This window comes from Novosphingobium sp. (genome assembly GCF_020852455.1).
Taxonomy (GTDB): domain Bacteria; phylum Pseudomonadota; class Alphaproteobacteria; order Sphingomonadales; family Sphingomonadaceae; genus Novosphingobium.
The window spans coordinates 37,358-59,110 of the sequence record NZ_JADZAT010000014.1; the positions used below are offsets into that span (position 1 = coordinate 37,358).

Sequence of the window (21,753 nt, forward strand, 5' to 3'; positions counted from 1 at the left end):
GGGTCGCAGAAGACGATCAGATCCGGCAAGTTCGTACCGTCTTGCCATTGTCGGCAAGATGAAAGCGATGGGCCGATGATGGTCCCTTGCCATGCAAGGAACGACAAACGGACAAGGTTTGGAAATCCTTAAAGCCGCCTTGGCAGCTTGTTCCCAACCCGTCCACGATCATCTTGCGAGTCGCTTTCAGTTGCGTCCCGCTATCGGTTTCGAACGGCTCTTTGCAAGGATTTTCGCCGGTTTGCGTGCAGCATTTCGACAGTTGCACAACGCAGACCGACTAACCTCCTGAAACCATTCGATCAGACCAGCCGCGCCTGTTGCAAAGCTGCCGCAATGAAACCCGCGAAAAGCGGATGCGGTTCGAAGGGCCGGCTCTTGAGTTCGGGGTGAAACTGCACGCCGACGAACCAGGGATGGTCAGGCCGCTCGACAATTTCGGGTAGCAGCCCATCGGGCGACATGCCCGAGAAGACCAGCCCGCCCTGCTCCAGCGCTTCGCGGTAGGCACCGTTAACTTCATAGCGATGGCGATGCCGTTCGCTGATCGTGGTGGCGCCGCCATAGATTGCCGAGACGTGGCTGTTGGCGCCAAGTTTGGCTTCATAGGCGCCCAGCCGCATCGTGCCGCCAAGATCGGTATCCGCGCCGCGCTTCTGCAGGCCTTCGGGGCTCATCCATTCGGTGATGATGCCGACCACCGGCTCGCTGGTTTCACCGAACTCGGTCGAACTGGCGCCGGCAATGCCGGCGGTGTTGCGGGCCCCTTCGATGCAGGCCATCTGCATGCCCAGACAGATCCCCAGGAACGGCACCTTGCGTTCGCGGGCAAAGCGGACCGAGGCGATCTTGCCTTCGGTCCCGCGCACCCCGAACCCGCCGGGCACCAGGATGCCATGCATCGGTTCCAGCTTGGTGACGATTTCATCGTCGCCGGCTTCGAACAGCTCGGCATCGATCCATTTGATATTGACCTTGACCCGATTGGCCATGCCGCCGTGGACCAGCGCCTCGTTGAGGCTCTTGTAGGCGTCGGGCAGCCCGACATACTTGCCCACCACCCCGATGGTCACTTCGCCTTCAGGGTTCTGGTAGCGATCGACGATGTCTTCCCAGCCCGACAGGTCGGGCGCCGGACTGGACATTCCGAAATGATGCAGCACTTCGGCATCGAGCCCTTCGGAATGGTACTGCAGCGGCACGGCATAGATGCTGCGCGCGTCCAGCGCCTGGATCACCGCTTCCTTGCGCACGTTGCAGAACAGCGCGATCTTGGCGCGTTCGTTTTCGGGCAAGGGATGTTCGCAGCGGCACAGCAGAATATCGGGCTGGACGCCCAGACTGGTCAGTTCGCGCACCGAATGCTGGGTCGGCTTGGTCTTGAGTTCACCCGCCGCCGAAACATAGGGCACCAGCGTAACGTGGACCGAACAGAACCGCTCGCGGCCCAGTTCGTTGCGCAGCTGGCGGATCGCTTCGACGAACGGCAGTCCTTCGATGTCGCCCACCGTGCCGCCGATTTCGCACAGCACGAAATCGAGGCCGTCGGTATCGGCGAGCGCGAATTCCTTGATCTGGTCGGTAACGTGCGGAATCACCTGGACCGTCGCGCCGAGATAGTCCCCGCGGCGTTCCTTGGTGATGATATCGCGGTAGATCCGCCCAGAGGTGATATTGTCGGCCTGCCGCGCGGACACGCCGGTGAAGCGCTCATAGTGCCCCAGGTCCAGATCGGTCTCGGCCCCGTCGTCGGTCACATAGACTTCGCCGTGCTGATAGGGGCTCATCGTCCCCGGATCGACGTTCAGATAGGGATCGAATTTACGGATTCGCACCTTGAATCCGCGTGCCTGCAGCAGTGCCGCGAGGCTTGCTGCCATGAGACCTTTGCCGAGCGAGGAGACCACGCCGCCGGTGATAAATATGTACCGCGCCATGGGAGTCGGGCCTTAATCCGAATGGGGTTGATCGGGCAAGCGCCCTTTGCGGCAATCCACAGCCACGCGCGAAATTAATCGCGCGGGCCACTTGCCAGACCGGAATTGTTACTTGGTGGCGGGAGCAGTCGGCGCCAGAGCACCGGCCGGAGCCGGGCCTGGCTGGGCCGTGCCAGCACCACCCAGCGGATCGAGCGGCGCGGCGGGGGCCTGCTGCTGGACCGGAGCGGTCCGTTCCAGAGTCTGGTCAATGGTGCGATTGCTGCTTGAACGGGTCGCCAGTGCAGCAAGGACGATCGAAAGCACCACGAACAGGGTGGCCAGGATCGCGGTCAGCCGGGTCATGAAATCGGCGGCGCCGCGCGCCGACATCAGTCCGGCCGGGCTGCCCCCGGTGCCCAGGCCGCCGCCTTCCGACTTCTGCATCAGGATGACGCCGATCAACAGCGCGGCAATGACAGCCTGGAGAACGGTCAGGAAAATGAGCAGCGACATGGATGTTCCAAAAATAGAGGTGCTGGCGCGCATCTAGGCGCGCAAGGGCGATTGTGCAAGGCGCGAGGGGTTTACTCCCCGTCGATCGCCGCTGCAGCCACGATGGTCAGAAAGCTCTCTGCGGTAAGACTGGCTCCGCCCACCAGCGCGCCGCCAACATCCTCGGCCGCCAGCAATTCGGCCGCATTTCCGGCATTGACCGAGCCGCCATAGAGGATGCGGACATCGGCCCCGCCCTCGCCCAGCAGCTCAACCAGCTTGGCCCGGATCGCACGGTGCATGGCGCTGACATCGTCAACCGAAGGAACGCGCCCGGTTCCGATTGCCCAGACCGGCTCATAAGCCACAGTCAGCTGTGCCGCGGCGACATCACCTTGCGGAAGTGAGCCGGCCACCTGTCCGGTGACGACCGCTTCGGCCTGTCCGGCATCGCGCTGCGCCTCGGTTTCGCCGACACAGACGATCACGCCCAGCCCGGCTGCCAGCGCAGCCTCAGCCTTGGCGCGAACATCGGCATCGGCTTCACCGTGCATTGCGCGGCGCTCGCTGTGGCCGACGATCACAAACCCGGCCCCGGCATCGGCCAGCATCGCTGCGGCAACATCACCGGTGAAGGCACCCGAAGCCTTGGCATGGCAATCCTGCCCGCCCACCCCGATCGCCTCGGCCGCTTCGGCCATGGTGTGAACCAGCGTGAACGGCGGGGCAATTCCCACCTGGACGCCGGGGTGCCGGGCGGCGCCACGATCAATCGACCGTGCCTCGGCCAGCATCGCGCGGGTGCCATTCATCTTCCAGTTGCCGACAATGTAAGGGCGCAAAGCCATTATGGGTATTCCTCGCTGAACCTTTGTTGCCCGATCCGGTCAGGCCTGTTTCCTACGCGGTTAGACAAGCGCGGTGCCGCTTGTCAAAGCCCTTGCGACAAGCCGGGGGTGAAGCGCGCAGCCCCCATTGCCTGCAAGGCCAATGATCCGTAAAGCGCCGGCTTGATCCGCGCGTCGATCAGGCGCGCTTGGCAATATCAGACGACGGACCACCATGATCCAGTTTTTCCGCAGGATGTTCGATTCAAAGCTCGGCGTGGGTTTTACCTTGGTCTTTCTTGGCCTGATCGCGCTGGCGTTTGCCGGCGGCGACATCGCCGGTTCGGGCGGGTTCGGTGCATTCTCCAGCAGCTCGAAGATTGCCCAGGTTGGCGATGACAAGGTTACCGCGACCGAACTGGACGGCCAGATTCGCCGGATCCTTGACCAGGCCCGGCAGGACAATCCCCGGCTGACAGTCAAGGAGTTCCTGGCCAACGATGGTCTGGAGCAGGTGCTTTCCTTCGTGATCGACAACAAGGCCGCCCTGCAATGGGGGGAAAAGTACGGGATCTATATCGGTGAGCGCCTGATCGACAGTGAAGTAGCCAAGGATCCCAAGGTCCAGGCCCCGGACGGCAAGGTCGATCGCACGCTTTACCAGCAGATGCTCAGCCAGCGCGGGATGACCGATGCCGAATACCGCGGCGAGCTGGCCGAACAGCTGATGACCCGTCAGCTGCTGGGTTCGACGCTGCTTGGCCTGCGTGCGCCCACCAAGGTCACGCGCCGCTATGCCGCTTCGTTCACCGAGACCCGCAAGGGCGCCATTGTGCTGTTGCCGCCGGCGGCTTTCGCACCGGGAGCGGCGGCCAGCGACGCCGAAGTGCAGGCCTGGTACAACAACCACAAGGCCAGCTACATGCTGCCTGAGCGGCGCACGATCCGCTATGCGACCTATACCGATGCCGCGATCAAGAATGTGCCGGTGCCAACCGATGCCGAAGTGGCGGCGCGCTACAACGCGCAGAAAGCCAAGTTCGCGGCGACTGACAAACGCAAGCTTTCGCAGGTGATTTTCCCGACCGAGGCTGCTGCAAAGCAGGTTCTGGCTGAAACCGGCGGCGGCAAGGCCCTGGAAGCCGTGGCGCGCAGCAAGGGGCTCGCGGTGGCTGCCCTGGGCAGCCTGACCAAGGATGCCTATGCCCTGCAAAGCTCGGCGGACAGTGCAAACGCGGTCTTCGCAGCCGAAAACGGCAAGGTGGTTGGACCATTCAAGGCGCCGCTCGGCTGGGTCGTGGTGCGCGTCGATGGCCGCGAAGCGACGGCCGGCAAGACGCTGGACCAGGCCCGCCCCGAACTGCTCAAGGAACTGGGCGAAGAGAAGCGCCGCGGCGCGATCATCGAGTTCGGCGCCCGGATTGAAGATGAGCTGAGCAATGGCGCCAGCCTGGCGGATGTCGCCAAGGAACTTGGTCTCGAGGTGGTCGAAACCCCGGCCTTGACCAGCGATGGCGCAGTCTTTGGCCAGGACGGCACGGCTGCTCCGGCCCTGCTGGAGCGGATCATTCCGACTGCCTTCCAGGCCGACGGACCAGGCTCCCCCCAACTCGCCGAAATCGAACCCGGCAAGACCTTCATGATTTTCGATGTGGGCAAGCTCACCCCGGCTGCCCCGCCGCCGCTTGCCGAAATCCGTGACCGCGTTGCCGAGGATGCGCGCATCGCCAAGGGCGAAAAGGCCGCTGAAGAGGCCGCACGCAAGCTGAAGGGCCAGCTTGAAAAGGGCGTCCCGGTGGATGTCGCGGTCGCCTCGCTGGGCGTTGCGCTGCCGCCGGTCGATCATGTCACCAAGAACCGGCAGGAACTGCGCCAGATGGGCCAGAATGTGCCGCGTCCGCTGTTGATGCTGTTCGCCACGGCCAGAGGCAAGGTTACCTTGATGCAGGCACCGCGCGGCCGTGGCTGGTATGTTGTTACGGTGAGTGAAGTGATCCCCGGACCGGTGCCCAATGACGAGGCGCTCAAGGGCCTATCTGGCGATCTTGAGCAGGCCTATTCGAACGAATACGGCGATGCCATGCGCGCCGCTTTCCGCAATGAGATCGGCACCAACCGCAACGAAGACAACGTCAAGAAGCTGGGCACCCAGCTTGCCGGCGGCAATTGATCTTCGGTGAGCGGCACGGCTGAGAACCGCACGGCAGCGGCCGCGGCGCTCGATCAGGGCAAGGCCGGCGTCATCTGGCGGCGGCTGATTGCCGATTGCGAAACTCCGGTTGGCGCTGCGGCCAAGCTGATGGTCGAAGGCCGGGGTGACTACCTGCTTGAATCCGTTCAGGGCGGCGAGGTGCGCGGGCGCTACAGCCTGCTGGGGCTGGATCCCGATCTGGTGTTCCGCGCCAAGGGCGACAGGGCCGAAGTCAATCGCACCTGGCGCCACGATCGCGAAGCTTTTGCCCCGCTGCCGGGCGACAGCCTGGCCGAGTTGCGGGCGCTGGTCGAACAATGCCGGTTCGAAGTGCCCCCAGCCCTGCCCCCGGCGCTGGCCTGCCTGGTCGGCTACTTCGGCTATGAAACCTATGGCCTGGTCGAGAAGCTGCCGCGCCCGGGCGAAAACCCGCTTGAGCTGCCCGATATGCTGTTCGTGCGGCCGGCGCTGGTGCTGATCTTCGACCGGCTAAGCGACGAGCTGTTCGCGGTCGCCCCGGTCTGGCCGGGTAGCGGATCGAGCGAGGCCACCCTTGGCGCGGCAGAAGATCGGATCGACGCTGCATTGCGCCGCCTGGGCGAGCCACTGGTCCAGGCTCAGCTGGACGCCAGCCTGCCCGAACCCGCGCTGCAGCCGGTGATGGCACCGGGCCAGTACGGCCAGATGGTGCTGCGCGCGAAGGACTATATCGAGGCAGGGGACATCTTTCAGGTGGTGCTGGCCCAGCGCTTTACCTGCCCCTTCACCCTGCCCCCGCTGGCACTTTACCGCGCGCTGCGCCGGGTGAACCCATCGCCGTTCCTCTATTTCCTTGACCTGCCCGGCTTTGCGCTGACCGGATCGAGCCCCGAGATCCTGGTCCGGGTGCGCGATGCCGAGGTTACCATTCGCCCGATCGCCGGCACCCGTCCGCGCGGCAAAACACCCGAAGAGGACCGCGAAAACGAAGCCAGCCTGCTCGCCGATCCCAAGGAACGCGCCGAGCACCTGATGTTGCTTGACCTGGGCCGGAACGACGTTGGCCGGGTGGCCACCGCCGGATCGGTCAAGGTAACCGAGAGCTACACGATCGAGCGCTATAGCCACGTGATGCACATCGTCTCCAACGTGGTCGGCCAGCTCGATAGCGCCAATCACGATGCGATCGACGCGGTCTTCGCGGGTTTCCCGGCCGGGACGGTCAGCGGCGCGCCCAAGGTCCGCGCGGCTGAGATCATCGCCGAGCTCGAACCCGAAACGCGCGGCGCCTATGCCGGCGGGGTCGGTTATTTCGCCCCGGACGGCAACCTCGACAGCTGCATCGTGCTGCGCACCGGGGTGATCAAGGACGGCGTGCTGCACGTCCAGGCCGGTGCAGGGATCGTGGCTGACAGCAATCCAGACTACGAACAGCGCGAGTGCGAAGCCAAGGCTGGAGCACTGATTGCGGCCGCAAGGGAAGCTGTGCGGGTGGCTGGTGAAGCCGGTTTTGGGCAGTGAACCCATATTGGGAAACCCTCGAAAGGTTTTCCTTCGGCGATTCTACTGAAATGGCTGACCGGTTGCTGGCTTACGTGCTGGCCGGGGCGAAGCGCGCGACCTGCTGGTCGGTGGCCGATGGCCAGCAGACCCATGTCGGCAAGCAGATGGTTGTGCTCAATGGGAGCGGCAAGCCCCGTGCGATCGTTCAAACCCTCGAACTCGAACAACGCCGATTTTGTGATGTCGATCTGCAATTCGCGATCGATGAAGGTGAAGGCGATGAGACACTCGAAGACTGGCGCCGCGGGCATCGCGGCTACTTTGAGCGAAATGGTGGCTTCGATCCCGAAATGATGCTGTGGTGTGAGCGATTCAGGCTGATCGATGTGATCGGTGATTAGGAGCGCGTTGATGACGGGCAAAGTTGCACTGGTAACGGGCTGTTCGACCGGGGTTGGCCTTCACACCGCAATCAGGCTGGCCGAAGCTGGCTATTCTGTTGTCGCGACAATGCGCGATGTGGCCAAGCAGCAGGCTTTGCTGAATGAGGCTACGAGGGTCGGCGTTACGGTCGAAGTGAAAGTGCTCGATGTCTGTTCGCAGGCTTCGATCGAAGCGGCAGTCGCCGACGTCATGGCCCTACACGGGCGGATCGACTTGCTGGTCAACAATGCCGGGGCCGGTTTCCTGGGTTCGGTCGAACAGACCAGCGATGCTGACCTGCGGCGGACAATGGAAACCAACTTCTTCGGCGTCTGGAACCTGACCAAGGCGGTCTTGCCGCATATGCGCGCGGCGGGCAGCGGGCGGATCATTTCAGTGACCAGCGTTGGCGGGCTGCTTGGCCAGCCCTTTAACGAAGCCTATTGCGCGGCAAAGTTCGCGGTGGAAGGGATGATGGAAGGCCTTGCGCCGCTGGCACAGCAGTTCGGCGTGCAGGTCTGTCTGGTCGAACCGGGACCGATCAACACCGAATTTGTCGCCTCGGTCCGGTCAAGCTCGCAGGCCGCGCTGGCGACCATGGCAGAGCCCTACGCCACTCTGGCGCAGCGCTATATGGCCGCATCAGGCAATGTCTTTGCAACCCATGGCCAGACCGGCGATGATATCGCCCGGATCATCGCCGCACTGGCTGCCGTCGATAGCCCGGATTTCCGCACCATTACTTCGGATTTTGCGATGGCGACGGTGGCCAGCAAAGTCGTCGATCGCACTGGAAATTCGGTGATCGAAGCATTTGCCAACCGGCTCAAGGGATAGAACATGCGCAAGTTCCTCTTCCTGCTCCTCGCCCTGATCGCTGCCCCGCTGCACGCCGAAGACTGGTCGGCCCACGGTACGCAAAGCGATGTGGTGCTGAAGGACTTCAGGTTCGGCACCGGCGAGACGATGGACCTGCGTATCCATGTCACCACGCTGGGGACGCCGCACCGCAATGCAGCAGGCCAAATCGACAATGCGGTCATGATCCTGCATGGCACAGGTGGTTCGGGATGGCAGTTCTTTCGCCAGCAGTTCGCGGATCAGCTGTTTGGGCCGGGCCAGGTGCTCGACGTGCGGAAATGGTATGTGATCCTGCCCGACAACATCGGGCATGGCAAAAGCAGCAAGCCCAGCGACGGGATGAAGATGGCCTTCCCGCGCTATGACTATGACGACATGGTTGATGCCCAGCGCCGGATGCTGATCGAGGGGCTGGGCGTGAACCAGCTGCAGCTGATCCTGGGCACGTCGATGGGCTGCATGCACGGCTTTGTCTGGGGCACCCGCTATCCCGGCTTCGCGCGGCGGCTGGCGCCCTTTGCCTGCAACGCCATGCAGATCGCCGGGCGCAACCGGATGTGGCGGCAGATGTCAATCGACGCGATTCAGGCTGATCCGCTGTGGAATGGCGGGAACTATACCCAGCCCCCCGAAGGTGGCCTGCGCACCGCGCGCTATCTATCGATCATCGCCGGCGGCAATGCCTGGGCGATGCAGGAACAGTTTCCGTCCCGCAATCAGGCGGTCAATTTCCTGCACGACAGCTATGCGTCGCGGGCCAAGAGCGATCTCGACGCCAACGACCAGATCTACCAGCTCGACAGCTCGCGCAATTACAACCCGGCCCCTGACCTTGCGAAGATCACCGTCCCGGTGCTGTGGATCAACAGCTCGGACGATTTCATCAATCCGCCCGAACTGGGCCAGGCGCAGCAACACTCCAAGCTGATGAAGCATGCCCGGTTCATCCTGTTGCCCTACAGCCCCGAGACCAAGGGGCACGGCACCCACACCTGGGCCAAGTTCTGGAAGGCGGACCTGGCCAAGCTGATGGAAACCCACCCATGACTGCCGCAAATGCCAGCGAGCGCCGCACGCTCTATCCGCCGATCGAACCCTACGCCTCGGGCATGCTCGATGTTGGCGATGGCCATTCAATCTATTGGGAACGCTGCGGGACGCCGGGCGGCAAGCCGGCAGTGTTCCTCCACGGCGGGCCGGGCAGCGGCTGCAGCGCCAAGCAGCGCCAGCAGTTCGATCCCGCGCTCTACGACGTCCTGCTGTTTGACCAGCGCGGCTGCGGACGCTCGACGCCGTTTGCCAGTCTTGAAAACAACACCACCTGGCATCTCGTCGCCGATATCGAGCGGCTGCGCGAAATGGCCGGACATGACAAATGGCTGGTTTTCGGCGGATCGTGGGGCTCGACGCTCAGCCTGGCCTATGCCCAGACCCACCCCCAGCGGGTGAGCGAACTGGTGCTGCGCGGTATCTTCCTGGCGAGTCAGGGCGAGGCTGACTGGCTGTACAAATACGGCGCGAGCGAGATCTATCCCGATGGCTGGGACGACTTTGCGGGCCACATCCCCGAAGATGAACGCCACGACCTGGTCGAAGCCTACAATCGCCGCCTGACCAGCCATGATCCGCAAGTGCGCCTGGCTGCGGCCAAGGCCTGGTCGATGTGGGAGGCGGTCACCGTCACGCTGCTGCCCGATCCCGACATGATGGCCGATTTCACTGCCGACGATCACGCAGTCGCCGTGGCCCGGATCGAAAACCACTTCTTCCGCCACGACTGCTGGCTTGAGCCTGGGCAACTGCTGCGCGATGCGCACAAGTTGCGCGCAATTCCGGGCGTCATCGTCCAAGGCCGGCACGACAGCTGCACCCCGCCCTCGGCCGCCTGGGCGCTCAAGAAAGCCTGGCCCGAAGTCGAGCTGCAGATCGTCCCCGATGGCGGGCACCTGTTCACCGAATCCGGCATCACCGATGGCCTGGTGCGCGCGAGTGACCGGTTTGCGGGTAAGCCAAGCTAGCCCTTCGCCCCATCAAGCAAGCTTATCTGGCAAATCGCTGCTGCCGCCGCTAAGGGCGCCTGCATGATCCTGGTTATCGACAACTACGACAGCTTCACCTGGAACCTGGTCCATTATCTGATGGAACTGGGCGCGGAAGTGCGGGTGGAGCGCAACGATGCGATCTCGGCCGGACAGGCGATCAGCAGCGGGGCCAAGGGTTTCCTGATCTCGCCCGGCCCCTGTACTCCCAACGAAGCCGGGATCAGCCTTGATCTGGTCGCGGCCTGCGAAGCGGCGAAGCTGCCGCTGCTGGGCGTGTGCCTGGGCCACCAGTCGATCGGTCAGCATTTTGGCGGGCAGGTCGTGCGCGGCGGGCTGATGCACGGCAAGACCTCGCCCGTTACTCACGACGGGACCGGGATCTTTGCTGGTATCCCCTCACCCTTCAACGCCACGCGCTATCACTCGCTGATCGTCGATGATGTGCCCGATGGCCTGGTTACCAACTGCACCAGCGACGATGGCCATGTGATGGGCTTTCGCCACCGGGATCTGCCGATCCACGGTGTGCAGTTCCACCCAGAAAGCATCGCCACCGAACACGGTCACGCGATGCTGGCCAACTTCCTCAGGATCTGCGGCCTGCCGGTGAAGGAACTGGCGTGAGCCTGACCTTGACCGAAGCCCAGGCGCTGTTCGGGCGCATGCTCGATGGCGATATGGGCGACGAAGAAATCCGTGATGTGCTGGTCGAGCTGGCCGATCGCGGCGAGACTGCGGCCGAGATTGCCGGAGCCGTCAAAGCCATGCGCGAACGGATGAAGCGGATCGCCGCCCCTGATGGGGCAATCGACGTCTGCGGAACTGGCGGCGATGGTCAGCACTCGCTCAATGTTTCTACCGCCGTTGCGCTGGTGGTTGCCGCTTGCGACGTGCCGGTGGCCAAGCACGGCAACCGCGCGGCCAGCAGCCAGGCAGGCGGGGCCGACACGCTCGAGGCGCTGGGGCTCAACCTGACCCGCGCCAGCGAACTGGCCGAACAGACCCTGCCCGACCTTGGCATCGCCTTCCTGTTCGCCCAGGCTCACCATCCGGCACTTGCCCGGGTTGGGCCGATCCGCAAGGCGCTTGGCCGGCGCACGATCTTCAACTTTTGTGGCCCGCTGGCCAATCCAGCCGGGGTCACGCGCCAGCTGGTCGGCGTGGCCCATCCCAACCTGATCGCGCTCTACCGTGAAGCGATGGAGCTGCTCGGCAGCGAAAGCGCCCTGATCGTTTCGGGTGAGGAAGGGCTCGACGAACTGTCGATCGCCGGAGCCAGCTATTGCGCCGCGATCGGCCTGCCGCATTTCCCCGGCCAGGTGATCCCCGGCGATGCAGGACTGCTGCCGCACCCGCTGGAAGACCTGCGCGGCGGTGATGCCCAGTTCAACGCCGCCGCCCTGCGCCGTCTGCTCGATGGCGAACGCGGTGCCTATCGCGACGCCGTTCTGCTCAATTCCGCAGCCGCGCTGATCGTCGCCGGCCAGGCCGAAGACTGGTTTGAAGGTGCCGAAGAAGCCGCCGAAGCGATCGACAAGGGTCTGGCCAAGGCGTTGCTGGACTGCTGGATCGAGACTGTGAAATGACCGACAAACTCGCCGAGATCTGCGCCACCAAGGCCGATGAAGTTGCCGCGCGCAAACCGCTGGCCTCGTTGGCTGATCTGGATGCCCGGGCTGCCGGGCAAAGCGCGCCGCGCGGGTTTGAGGCGGCATTGCGGGCCAAGGCGGCCACTGGTTTCGCGCTGATTGCGGAAATCAAGAAGGCCAGTCCTTCGAAGGGGCTGATCCGGGCCGATTTCGATCCTCCGGCGCATGCCAGGGCCTATCAGGCGGGCGGTGCGGCCTGTCTTTCGGTGCTGACCGACGCGCCCTATTTTCAGGGGCATGAAGACTATCTGATCGCCGCGCGCGCTGCTTGCGACTTGCCGGTTCTGCGCAAGGATTTCATGGTCGATCCCTGGCAAGTCGCCGAAGCCCGCGCGATCGGTGCCGATGCGATCCTGATCATCGTCGCCGCCCTGGACGACGGCCAGATGGCTGAGATCGAAACTGCGGCGATCGAACGCGGGATGGATGTGCTGGTCGAAGTTCACAACGAAGCCGAAATGGAGCGCGCAGCCAACCTGCGCAGCCACCTGATCGGGGTCAACAACCGCGACCTCAAGCGGTTCGTGACCGATCTGGCCACGACCGAGCGGCTGGCGGCCATGGCCCCCGCAGGAGCGCTGCTGGTCAGTGAGAGCGGGATCAACAGCCATGCTGACCTGCTGCGGCTTGAACAGTGCGGCACCCGCACATTCCTGGTGGGCGAAAGCCTGATGCGCCAGCATGACGTTGCAGCGGCCACCCGCATGTTGCTGACTGGCGTCTAGGCCTGTCCTACAGCGCGGCAATCTGCCATGCTGTGCGGCATGACCGTGCCCCGCCCTTCCCGCTCTTGCCACACATCAAAGGCAGCAGGATTTTGGACCTTTAGAACAGTGTCCATTGTGTCCATTCGTTCAAGGCGATTGACCGGAATATGAACAAGCTCACCCATCTTGATGATCAGGGCAAGGCCCGGATGGTCGATATCGGCGGCAAGGCGGAAAGCCAGCGCGTCGCCGTGGCCGAGGGCCGGATCGCCATGTCGCCGACTGCCCTGGCGGCGATCCGCGATGGTTCCGTGCCCAAGGGCGATGTGCTGGCTGCGGGGCGGATCGCCGGGATCATGGCGGCCAAGAAGACCGCCGAATTGATTCCGCTGTGCCATCCGCTGGCGCTGGATGCGGTGACGGTGGATTTCGTGCTGGAAGATCAGGGCGTGAGAGTCACCGCCAGCGCAGCGCTGACCGGCCGCACCGGGGTCGAGATGGAAGCGCTGACCGCAGTCTCGGTCGCGCTGCTGACGATTTACGACATGGCCAAGGCTATTGATAAAGGCATGGTCATTTCGGCCGTACGTCTGATCGAGAAGCGTGGCGGCAAGTCCGGCCACTGGAAGGCGGCGGACTGATGGCGCTGCTGCCGGTTAACGAAGCCCAGGTCCGCCTGCTGGCCCTGGCCAAACCACTGCCGATCGAACGCGTTCCGGTGGCCGAAGCACTCGGGCGGTTCCTGGCCGAGCCGCTGGTTGCTGCACGCACTCAGCCTCCGGCGGATCTTTCGGCCATGGACGGCTATGCGCTGCGTCAGACTGACATGCCCGGCCCGTGGCGGGTAATCGGCGAAAGTTCCTGCGGCCATCCGTTCACCGGCACGTGCGGCGCGGGCGAAGCGGTGCGGATCGCGACCGGCGCACTGATGCCGGATGGTGCCGACATGGTGCTGATGCAGGAAGATGCGGCGCGTGACGGAGACGACCTGGCGCTCACCGGTACCCCGCCCGGTCCGCTGGGCAAGCACATCCGCCGCAAGGGCAATGACTTTGCCAAGGGTGCCCAGCTGCTGCCCGCCGGGTCCCGGCTGGGGCCGGGTCAGCTCGCGCTGGTGCTCAGCGCCGGGCACAATTTCGCAGCGGTGCGCCGTCCGCCCAGGATCGCGATCATCGACAGCGGTGATGAACTGTCCGAGGATGCCGGCAACTGCGCCGATCACCAGATCCCGGCCAGCAACGGCGTCATGCTCGAAGCATTGGTGCGGCAGGCCGTGCCGTGCGAGGTTGAGCGGATCGGCCCGGTGATTGACCGGATGGACGCGCTCGCTGCCGCTTTGCAGCAAGCGGAAGGTGCGGATGTTATCGTTACCAGCGGCGGGGCTTCGGTCGGCGAACATGACCTTATCCGCCCGGCGCTTGCCGAATGGGGTGCGACGCTCGATTTCTGGAAAGTGGCGATCAAGCCGGGCAAGCCGATCATGGTCGCGACTCGCGGCCATCAGGTGGTGGTCGGGCTGCCGGGCAATCCGGTTTCAAGCCACGTCACCGCCTACCTGTTCCTGCTGCCGCTACTGCGCGCGCTGCTGGGCGCGGTGCAGCCCTTGCCGCAGCCGATTGCGGCCCGGGCAGCCGAAGCCCTGCCCGCAGGCGGTCCGCGTCAGGAGTTCCAGCGGGCGCATTTTGACGGAATTCAGGCCACCTCGCGGCTGAATCAGGACAGCGGCGCGCTGGGAGCGTTGGCCCGGGCCAATGCCTTGATCGATCGCCCGATCGATGCCCCGGCCGTTGAAGCCGGTGGGGTGATTTCACTCTATCTGCTCGAAAATGGCGGTATTGCTTGACTGGAACGAATCTGTTGCTTAATTGTTCCGCATTCGTTCACTGAACGGTGCCGGAACATTCCGCTCCAGCCCGTTCCAATCGGAGTGAGGCAGGCATGCTGACCCGCAAGCAGCACGAACTGATCCGCTATATTCAGGCCAAGCTTGAAGAGACCGGGGTTTCTCCCTCGTTTGAGGAAATGAAGGAAGCGCTCGATCTCAAGTCCAAGTCGGGCGTGCACCGCCTGATTTCTGCTCTGGAAGAACGCGGGTTCATTCGCCGCCTGCCCAATCGGGCGCGCGCGCTCGAAGTGCTCAAGCAGCCAGAGGATGTGACCAGCAAGGCTCCGCGGGCCGCGAACTCGAACGCTCCTGCTGCGGCGGTGATCCGCCCGCCCGAGGCCAGGCCGGCTCCGGCCAATGATGTGATCGAAATCCCGCTGCATGGCCGGATCGCTGCCGGTGTGCCGATTGAGGCGCTGGAAACGTCGGCCATGCTGCCCGTCCCTGCTGCGCTGCTTGGCTCGGGTGAGCACTATGCGCTTGAAGTATCCGGCGATTCGATGATCGAAGCCGGGATCCTTGATGGCGATTATGCCCTGATCCGCCGGACCGACAGCGCCCGTGATGGTGAAATCGTGGTCGCACTGGTACGCGGCGAGGAAGCGACGCTCAAGTACCTGCGGCGCGAGAACGGCCGGGTCCGGCTCGATCCCGCCAATGCCGCCTACGAACCGCAGATCTACGATCCGCGTGAAGTGGTGGTCCAGGGCAAGCTCGCTGGCCTGCTGCGGCGCTATCACTGAGCAGGATTGGCCGGGCGCCGCTCGGCCGATGCCGCATCGGCCTCTTCGCTGCCGCTTGGTTGCGGATTGGGCCGCCGGTAGGGCGGCGGAGGCCGCCACCAGCCATGCTCACCTTGGCTGGCGGCCACGCTGGTGACCTTCGCTTTGGCAAGGTCAATGGTTAGCCCGCCGGTGCGATCGAGCATCCGCCGGTCGGCCTTGAACCAGCGTGGCTGGCATGGCCGGGGCAGGTATCGCGCGGCAATGACCACGTCGACCCGGTCACAGGCGGCAGCTAGCGCGCGGGCATCGATGTAATCGCTGCCCCGCGCCATGAGCAGTTGCCAATCGCGCCCGCCGCGCCGCAATCTGAGCGTGCAGTAGCCCTTGTTGCAGCGCGCACCGGGCCAATCGTCGAGCAAACGGGTGGCGCCGTTCATCCCGGCGGTTTCGAGCAGATTATCGCGGGTGTAATCGCTGCGGCTCTCGCGCAGGACCAGCAACTCTTCTCCTGCCTCGCCGGTGATCCCGACATGGCGGCCGTCACCCGAGATCAGCAGGTCCGGCTCACGTACCTGGGTGACCAGCACGCTCGCTACCAGGACCGGTGCCAGCCCCAGCAGTCTTACCCGCCCGTGCCAAAGCGCCAGCCACAGCCCGCCCAGGACGAACAGCGCGAAAGTACCACGCCCCATCCCCGGCATCATTGTCACTGCACCGGGCATCGCTGCGGTCCAGTGCGCCAAGGCGAGGAGCAGCTCTAGCGACTTGCCCGCCAACCACCAGAACGGCGCCCCTGCCCCGACCGCATCGAACAGCAAAGCCAGAGCTATCAAGGGCATCGAGGCCAGCGTGGTCAGCGGGATCGCCACCACATTTGCCAAGGCCCCGTAAAGCCCGGAGCGATGGAAATGGAACAGCCCGATCGGCATCAACGCCAGCTCGATTACCACTCCGGTCAGCAGCAACGAGCCAAAGCCGCGCAACCCGCGCGCCCACCATGGCTCCTCGTGCGGCGCCAGCCAGCCCCGCAGCCGCTCCGAACCATGCAGTGCCACAATCGCGATCACGGCGGCAAAGCTCATCTGGAAACTCGGTCCCATCAAGGCCTCGGGCCAGATCAGCAGGATCACGAATGCGCCGACCGCGACCATCCGCATCGACAAGGGCTCACGTCCCAGCACCAGCGCCAGCATCACCAGCACAGCGCCGATGCAACTGCGGATCGTCGGCACCTCGGCCCCGGTCAACAGAGTGTAGCCGATCCCCGCGCTCGCCCCCACCCCTGCCGCCAGGATCGGCAACCGCACGCGCAAGGCCAGCCACGGCAGCAAGGCGAGCAGTCGCAGTGCCAGGAAATAGGTGGCCGCGATCACGGCACTGACGTGCAGTCCACTGATCGACAGCAGGTGCGTGAGCCCGGCGTCGCGCATCGCGTCTTCGTCCTCCGGCGCGATCGCTCCGCGATCCCCGCTGGCGAAAGCGGCAGCAAGGGCGCCGGGCGAGCCCTGCAGGTTCATCCTCACATGTTGCGACAGGCTGCGCTGCAGTCGCAGGAGGGCGCCCTCACGCTCACCTTTGGCCAGCACGATCGGCCGTCCCAGCACTCCGCCGGTCGCCGCAATTCCGGAAAACCAGGCGCTGCGGGCAAAATCATAGCCTCCCGGCAGCATTGGCGGGGCTGGCGGGACCAGCCTTGCCCGCAACCGCACGGTTGCCCCCTCGCCCAGTGCGGGCAGGTCGTTGTCCAGATCGAGATTCACCCGGACCACGATGGCTCGTGCGGTCTCTGGCTCACGCGTGGCAAGCCGCAGACGAACACGGTGTTCAGCCGGCTGCTCTTCACGTTCCAGCACTTTCCCGTCGATCTGCACCACCATCGGACGCGCGATCGGTTCGGTTCCAGCGAGTGTAGATTTCGTCCAGACCAGCCCGCACCCCGCTGCGACTGCCAGCGGAAGCAGGATGCCGGCCTGGCGCAAATATGGATATCGGCCTTCCCCGGCGAGACCAGCCAGCGAAGCCAATGCCAATCCCAGGCACAACGCCATTGCGGCCAGCCACTGCCATTCGTTCGCAAGTGCAAACCACAAGGCAATCCCGCCTGCCAGCGCGACGACCAGCCATGGCCCCCGCTCGAACCGGGAATTGGCAAGGAATTGCTCGATTTGATCGACACTGCTGGACAAGCGTGGAAGCTTGCGCCAAAGATCATGTTGCATTGCAGCGTCAGCCTGGGAACCATCCCCCAATGGCACCACTGGCGTTGCTTCGCTGGTCATGGCCGCAATGTGGACAGGATCGGATCGACGGGAACAAGGCCAAGCGCTTACCTGGTATTCAAACCCAGTCGCGCCGCAGCTTCGTTACCGCCTCAATCCGGGCTCTATCGCAGTGCGGCGATGCGCCGGAATGGATCGACAAACGACTGGACAGGATGCAATCCCAAGGCCAGTCTGATGCCGAGACTGGAAGCGTGCGGATGGGGCCGCATCCGCTTGGCGCTTGCCCCTAGGGCGGCGCTAACCGGAGCGAACGCTTTCCATGCCAGGTTTGAATTGCGGCCCCGCCCTGTGCGCGGCGCGATCGTGCGGGGCCAGACCCTGCCGGCGCAGCCCAGCGGTGAAGGCCCGGAAGCGCAAGGAGTGTAATGGTGGGCAATCAGGCTAAACTCGTCACCGGCGGCGGCGAATTCGACTATCCGGTGCTGTCGGGCTCGGTCGGTCCGGATGTGATCGATATTCGCAAGCTCTATGGCCAGACCGGCATGTTCACGTTCGATCCGGGCTTTACCAGCACGGCCAGCTGCGAAAGCGCGCTGACCTATATCGATGGCGATGAAGGTGTCCTGCTGCACCGCGGCTATCCGATCGGTCAGCTGGCCGAGAATTCCAGTTTCATGGAAACCAGCTACCTGCTGCTCAACGGCGAACTGCCGAGCAAGGCAGAGCTGTCGCAGTTCGAAACCACGATCATGCGCCACACCATGCTGCACGAACAGCTGGCCACTTTCTACCGCGGGTTCCGCCGCGATGCGCACCCGATGGCGATCATGTGCGGCGTGGTCGGCGCGCTGTCGGCATTCTATCACGACAGCACCGACATCTCCGATCCGGAACATCGCAAGATCAGCAGCCACCGCCTGATCGCCAAGATGCCGACGATTGCGGCCATGGCCTACAAGTATTCGGTCGGCCAGCCCTTCATGTATCCGGACAACAACTTGTCCTACACCGGCAACTTCCTGCGCATGACCTTCGGTGTCCCGGCCGAGGAATACGAAGTGGTACCGGCGGTCGAAAAGGCGATGGACCGGATCTTCATCCTCCACGCCGATCACGAACAGAACGCCTCGACCAGCACGGTTCGTCTGGCCGGCTCGTCGGGCGCGAATCCGTTTGCCTGCATCGCGGCCGGCATCGCCTGCCTGTGGGGTCCGGCGCATGGCGGAGCCAACGAAGCCGCGCTCAACATGCTGCACGAGATCGGCACTCCCGATCGCATCCCGCACTATATTGAACGCGCCAAGGACAAGAACGATCCGTTCCGCCTGATGGGCTTCGGCCACCGCGTCTACAAGAACTACGATCCGCGCGCGACCGTGATGCAGCAGACCGTGCGTGAGGTGTTCGAAGCGCTCAAGGTTACCGATCCGGTCTTCGAAGTTGCCCTGCGGCTTGAGGAAATGGCGCTCAACGATCCCTATTTCATCGAGAAGAAGCTGTTCCCCAATGTGGACTTCTACTCGGGCGTGATCCTTTCCGCGATCGGCTTCCCGACCACCATGTTCACCGTGCTGTTCGCGCTGGCACGCACCGTGGGCTGGGTCGCGCAGTGGAACGAAATGATCAGCGATCCCAACCAGAAGATCGGACGGCCGCGCCAGCTCTACACCGGCCCGACGCAGCGCGATTACGTGCCGCTCGACAAGCGTTGATCCGAAGGCGATAGTCACCCCTTCAGAACACGAAGGGGAGAGCCATGGATACACTCAGGAACCTGCTGCGGTTGGTCTATATGGCCTTGGCCGCGCTGATGGTGTTTGCCGGGCTATTCTGGGCACTGCAGGGCCTTGGCATCATCATGTGGCCACCGGAAAGCTTCATGCTCGCCGATCGGGCCTGGACCCTCTACGGATTGCTTTGGGCCAGCGGTTGGGCCGGGCTAATCTGGGTCCTGCGCGGTCGTCGGGGCTGAGGCCAGCAGGTCAGCCGGGACGTCCAGGATAAAGCGCGCTCCCTGCCCGGGGGCGCTTTCAACAGTCAGTTCACCGCCCATTGCGCGCGCAAGCCGCCGCGAGATGTAGAGACCCAGTCCGGAGCCACCGTCTTCGCCGCTGCGGCCCAGACGTTCGAATTTTTCAAAGACCTTGGCCTGTTGCTCCTGGCTGAGACCCGGGCCCTGATCAGCAACGATCAGGCGTGCCCGTCCGCCCGCATCTTCCAGTCTGATCCAGATTTGCGAATCGTCGGGTGAATAGCGGATCGCATTGCCCACCAGGTTCAGCAGCACCTGCAACACCCGCCGGAATTCAGCGATAGCAGGCAAATGCTCTCCCTGCTTGGGCGCATCGATCGTGATGCCGCGTTCCTGCGCGCGCACCGCCAGAATTCCGGCCGCGCGCCGCGCTACGTCGGCCAGATCGATCCGATCGGGAGCGGTGTTGAATTCTTCGGATTCGACGACTTCAAGATCAGCCAGGTCTTCGACCAGCGCGAGCAAGTGCTGCCCCGCCGCCGCGATATCGGCAGCATACTGGCTGTACTCTTCTGCAAGGGGACCGGCCATGCGAGTGCGGATTGTCTCCGCATTGGCGATGATCCGGGCGATCGGCTGACGCAGTACCGGAGCAACATCGCGACCAACCAGCCCCGGGCCATTCTGCGGCAGGATGACTTCTGCACCGCTGCGCGGCGCTGGCGGTGGCAGCGGTGCATCCGCGCACAGGCACAGTTCGAAACCGGAAGGTGCATCACCCGGCACCTCCACCGGCAGCAGCGACGCACGCCAGGCCCGTTCCGACCCAGCGATCCGGATGCCGGCACCATCAAGCAGGCGCCAGTGCATCGGTTGCTGGTGCGCGGCGCCTTCCACTTCGACGAAATCGGTCCAGGGCTTGCCCAGCCCAAGCTGCATTGCCTTGACCAGATCGGCCAGGTCAGCAGCATCGGAACTAGCACTCAACACGCATTGCTGGCTGTCGAGCCGCGCCGTAAGTTCGGCCAGATCACGGTCAATCGCCGCGCGATGCGCACTGATTGTTGTCGCATCTTCAGGTGGCAGCGAGCCGATCTGCCAACTGGTAACCCGCAGTGCGCAACTGTGGTCCTCCAGAGGCTCGACTTCAATCCAGGCGGTAATCGTATCGCGACCATCGTTCGCCTTGATCGAGCGCGCCAACTTGAGTCCAAATTCCCGGGATTTACCGATCAATTCACGCAAGGCTGGGATCGCAACATCGCCCGGAATTTCACCGCCACAGGCCAGCTGCAGCCCGGAAAGCGGTTCGCCGGCGCTGGTCAGTCGTCCGGACGAATCGCAGCGACCCTCGGCCAGGTATGGGCTGATGACGGGCACCTGGTTCAGCTTCCCGGATAGATCGCCGAGCGCGATAGCAGGGCGGCGGCGTGATCCGAACCGAGTTGATCAAAGCCCGGTGGCAACGACACTTCGGGATGAAGCGAGACAAACTGCTCTTCGATTGATTGTGGCTTGAGGCCTGCAGCACGCAGCGCCAGCGCAAGCCGGGCCAACTGTCCCTCGTTGGTTGCGAGCACGGCCATGTCACGATCCTGCCCCGAGGCAAGGGCCAGCGCCGAGAGGAACATGCCCACCCCGGCATGGGTAACCGACAGCGCGGCAGTAGCACCACCACCCATCCCCGTGACCAGTCGCGAAATCAGCCCCAGGCGGGTCCGGCTTTCGTCATAATTCTGGCGGATGGTGCGCTCGGCAACGGCCGCGTGCTCGGCCTCTTCAGCACTGGCAAGCCCGCGCAAGGCCAACACGGCGGCGTGCAGCAGGTCACCAGGCAGTTCGCCAAGCGGAAGCTGCATCCGGCGCTGAGCCTGGGCAAAACGGGCCTGTGAAGCCAACAGCGCCATCGCACTGGCGGCCACCGCCGGATCGCTTGACGCGACCAGAGCCTGCAGCAAGGGCGAAAGGACCGGATCGAGCGCCAGACGTGCTTCGAGCCGTTCGGTCAGCTGCCATTCCAGCGCAAGGGCATGAGCATGAGCAAGGAAGCCCGGATGAGCGACCAGAGCATCAACCAGCGCGTGCAGCCTGGCCGGGTCGTGCTCGACCAGGTCCTCCTCACCGCCGGCCCGCGCCTGGGCGTCCAGCAACTGGCCGGCAACATGGCCCATCATGCCACGAACCCGGGCAATGATATCGTCGCCGAACACCGAATGCTCGTCATTGGCCAGCAAGTGGCGCAGGATCGGAGCAATCGTGCCGATCAACGCATCGCCATGCGCCAATTCGTCACGCAGCACCACGGCCACTGCTTCAGCCGAAATTCCCTGGGCAGAAGTATCAATCATGCCCTGTG

20 protein-coding genes are annotated in these 21,753 nt (G+C 64.0%); 14 read left to right on the forward strand and 6 right to left on the reverse strand.

Going from position 1 to position 21,753, the window contains the following annotated elements; translation table 11 throughout:
• Positions 1-302 precede the first annotated feature (302 nt).
• The 3 genes from IT549_RS07100 to tpiA form a co-directional block, all read right to left on the reverse strand.
• Positions 303-1,937 (reverse strand): CTP synthase, encoded by a 1,635-nt coding sequence (locus IT549_RS07100; protein ID WP_292971335.1) that lies wholly within the window; start codon positions 1,935-1,937, stop codon positions 303-305.
• A gap of 108 nt (positions 1,938-2,045) precedes the next feature.
• Complete coding sequence (gene secG / locus IT549_RS07105; protein WP_292971529.1) at positions 2,046-2,426, reverse strand: preprotein translocase subunit SecG; 381 nt, start codon at positions 2,424-2,426, stop codon at positions 2,046-2,048.
• A 77-nt stretch (positions 2,427-2,503) separates the two neighbouring features.
• Entirely contained in the window at positions 2,504-3,259 is a 756-nt protein-coding gene (tpiA, locus tag IT549_RS07110) for a triose-phosphate isomerase (RefSeq protein ID WP_292971337.1), read from the reverse strand.
• Positions 3,260-3,473: 214 nt separating this feature from the next.
• On the opposite strand from tpiA, the gene IT549_RS07115 reads away from it, so the two are divergent.
• The 12 genes from IT549_RS07115 to lexA all read left to right on the forward strand — a co-directional run bounded on the left by IT549_RS07115 (position 3,474) and on the right by lexA (position 15,221).
• Positions 3,474-5,408, forward strand: a complete 1,935-nt coding sequence (locus IT549_RS07115) for a peptidylprolyl isomerase (RefSeq protein ID WP_292971339.1) — start codon at positions 3,474-3,476, stop codon at positions 5,406-5,408.
• A 6-nt stretch (positions 5,409-5,414) separates the two neighbouring features.
• Positions 5,415-6,929 (forward strand): chorismate-binding protein, encoded by a 1,515-nt coding sequence (locus tag IT549_RS07120; RefSeq protein ID WP_292971342.1) that lies wholly within the window; start codon positions 5,415-5,417, stop codon positions 6,927-6,929.
• Positions 6,930-6,979: 50 nt separating this feature from the next.
• A complete protein-coding gene (locus IT549_RS07125) occupies positions 6,980-7,312 on the forward strand; it encodes an ASCH domain-containing protein (protein ID WP_292971344.1) in 333 nt (110 codons plus the stop codon).
• A gap of 10 nt (positions 7,313-7,322) precedes the next feature.
• The gene (locus IT549_RS07130; protein ID WP_292971347.1) at positions 7,323-8,171 is read left to right on the forward strand and encodes an SDR family oxidoreductase; all 849 of its coding nucleotides are present in this window, start codon (positions 7,323-7,325) and stop codon (positions 8,169-8,171) included.
• A 3-nt stretch (positions 8,172-8,174) separates the two neighbouring features.
• Positions 8,175-9,242 (forward strand): alpha/beta fold hydrolase, encoded by a 1,068-nt coding sequence (locus IT549_RS07135; protein WP_292971349.1) that lies wholly within the window; start codon positions 8,175-8,177, stop codon positions 9,240-9,242.
• Positions 9,239-10,213 (forward strand): prolyl aminopeptidase, encoded by a 975-nt coding sequence (gene pip / locus IT549_RS07140; RefSeq protein ID WP_292971351.1) that lies wholly within the window; start codon positions 9,239-9,241, stop codon positions 10,211-10,213. Before IT549_RS07135 ends, pip begins: the two co-directional genes overlap by 4 nt.
• A gap of 63 nt (positions 10,214-10,276) precedes the next feature.
• The gene (locus tag IT549_RS07145; protein WP_292971353.1) at positions 10,277-10,861 is read left to right on the forward strand and encodes an aminodeoxychorismate/anthranilate synthase component II; all 585 of its coding nucleotides are present in this window, start codon (positions 10,277-10,279) and stop codon (positions 10,859-10,861) included.
• The gene (trpD, locus tag IT549_RS07150) at positions 10,858-11,823 is read left to right on the forward strand and encodes an anthranilate phosphoribosyltransferase (RefSeq protein ID WP_292971355.1); all 966 of its coding nucleotides are present in this window, start codon (positions 10,858-10,860) and stop codon (positions 11,821-11,823) included. The genes IT549_RS07145 and trpD overlap by 4 nt, the downstream gene beginning before the upstream one ends.
• Positions 11,820-12,611 carry an indole-3-glycerol phosphate synthase TrpC gene (gene trpC, locus IT549_RS07155; protein ID WP_292971357.1) on the forward strand — a complete coding sequence of 264 codons (792 nt, stop codon included), beginning with the start codon at positions 11,820-11,822 and terminating at the stop codon, positions 12,609-12,611. The genes trpD and trpC overlap by 4 nt, the downstream gene beginning before the upstream one ends.
• A gap of 149 nt (positions 12,612-12,760) precedes the next feature.
• Positions 12,761-13,234 (forward strand): cyclic pyranopterin monophosphate synthase MoaC, encoded by a 474-nt coding sequence (gene moaC / locus IT549_RS07160; protein WP_292971359.1) that lies wholly within the window; start codon positions 12,761-12,763, stop codon positions 13,232-13,234.
• Entirely contained in the window at positions 13,234-14,436 is a 1,203-nt protein-coding gene (locus IT549_RS07165) for a molybdopterin molybdotransferase MoeA (protein ID WP_292971362.1), read from the forward strand. Before moaC ends, IT549_RS07165 begins: the two co-directional genes overlap by 1 nt.
• Positions 14,437-14,531: 95 nt before the next feature.
• Entirely contained in the window at positions 14,532-15,221 is a 690-nt protein-coding gene (gene lexA, locus IT549_RS07170) for a transcriptional repressor LexA (RefSeq protein ID WP_292971363.1), read from the forward strand.
• On the opposite strand, the gene IT549_RS07175 is transcribed toward lexA, so the two are convergent.
• Positions 15,215-17,422, reverse strand: a complete 2,208-nt coding sequence (locus tag IT549_RS07175) for a ComEC/Rec2 family competence protein (RefSeq protein WP_292971365.1) — start codon at positions 17,420-17,422, stop codon at positions 15,215-15,217. The two genes, lexA and IT549_RS07175, sit on opposite strands and share 7 nt — an antisense overlap.
• 428 nt (positions 17,423-17,850) lie before the next feature.
• Here IT549_RS07175 and IT549_RS07180 point away from each other — a divergent pair, with 428 nt between their 5' ends.
• Together IT549_RS07180 and IT549_RS07185 are read left to right on the forward strand one after the other, a co-directional pair.
• On the forward strand, positions 17,851-19,137 hold the full coding sequence (locus tag IT549_RS07180) for a citrate synthase (protein WP_292971367.1): 1,287 nt from the start codon (positions 17,851-17,853) through the stop codon (positions 19,135-19,137).
• Between the two features lie 44 nt (positions 19,138-19,181).
• Positions 19,182-19,397 carry a hypothetical protein gene (locus IT549_RS07185; RefSeq protein ID WP_292971369.1) on the forward strand — a complete coding sequence of 72 codons (216 nt, stop codon included), beginning with the start codon at positions 19,182-19,184 and terminating at the stop codon, positions 19,395-19,397.
• On the opposite strand, the gene IT549_RS07190 is transcribed toward IT549_RS07185, so the two are convergent.
• Both IT549_RS07190 and IT549_RS07195 read right to left on the reverse strand, forming a co-directional pair.
• On the reverse strand, positions 19,365-20,777 hold the full coding sequence (locus IT549_RS07190; RefSeq protein ID WP_292971371.1) for a HAMP domain-containing sensor histidine kinase: 1,413 nt from the start codon (positions 20,775-20,777) through the stop codon (positions 19,365-19,367). The two genes, IT549_RS07185 and IT549_RS07190, sit on opposite strands and share 33 nt — an antisense overlap.
• Before the next feature lie 5 nt (positions 20,778-20,782).
• Positions 20,783-21,745, reverse strand: a complete 963-nt coding sequence (locus IT549_RS07195; RefSeq protein WP_292971373.1) for a hypothetical protein — start codon at positions 21,743-21,745, stop codon at positions 20,783-20,785.
• Positions 21,746-21,753: the final 8 nt, after the last annotated feature.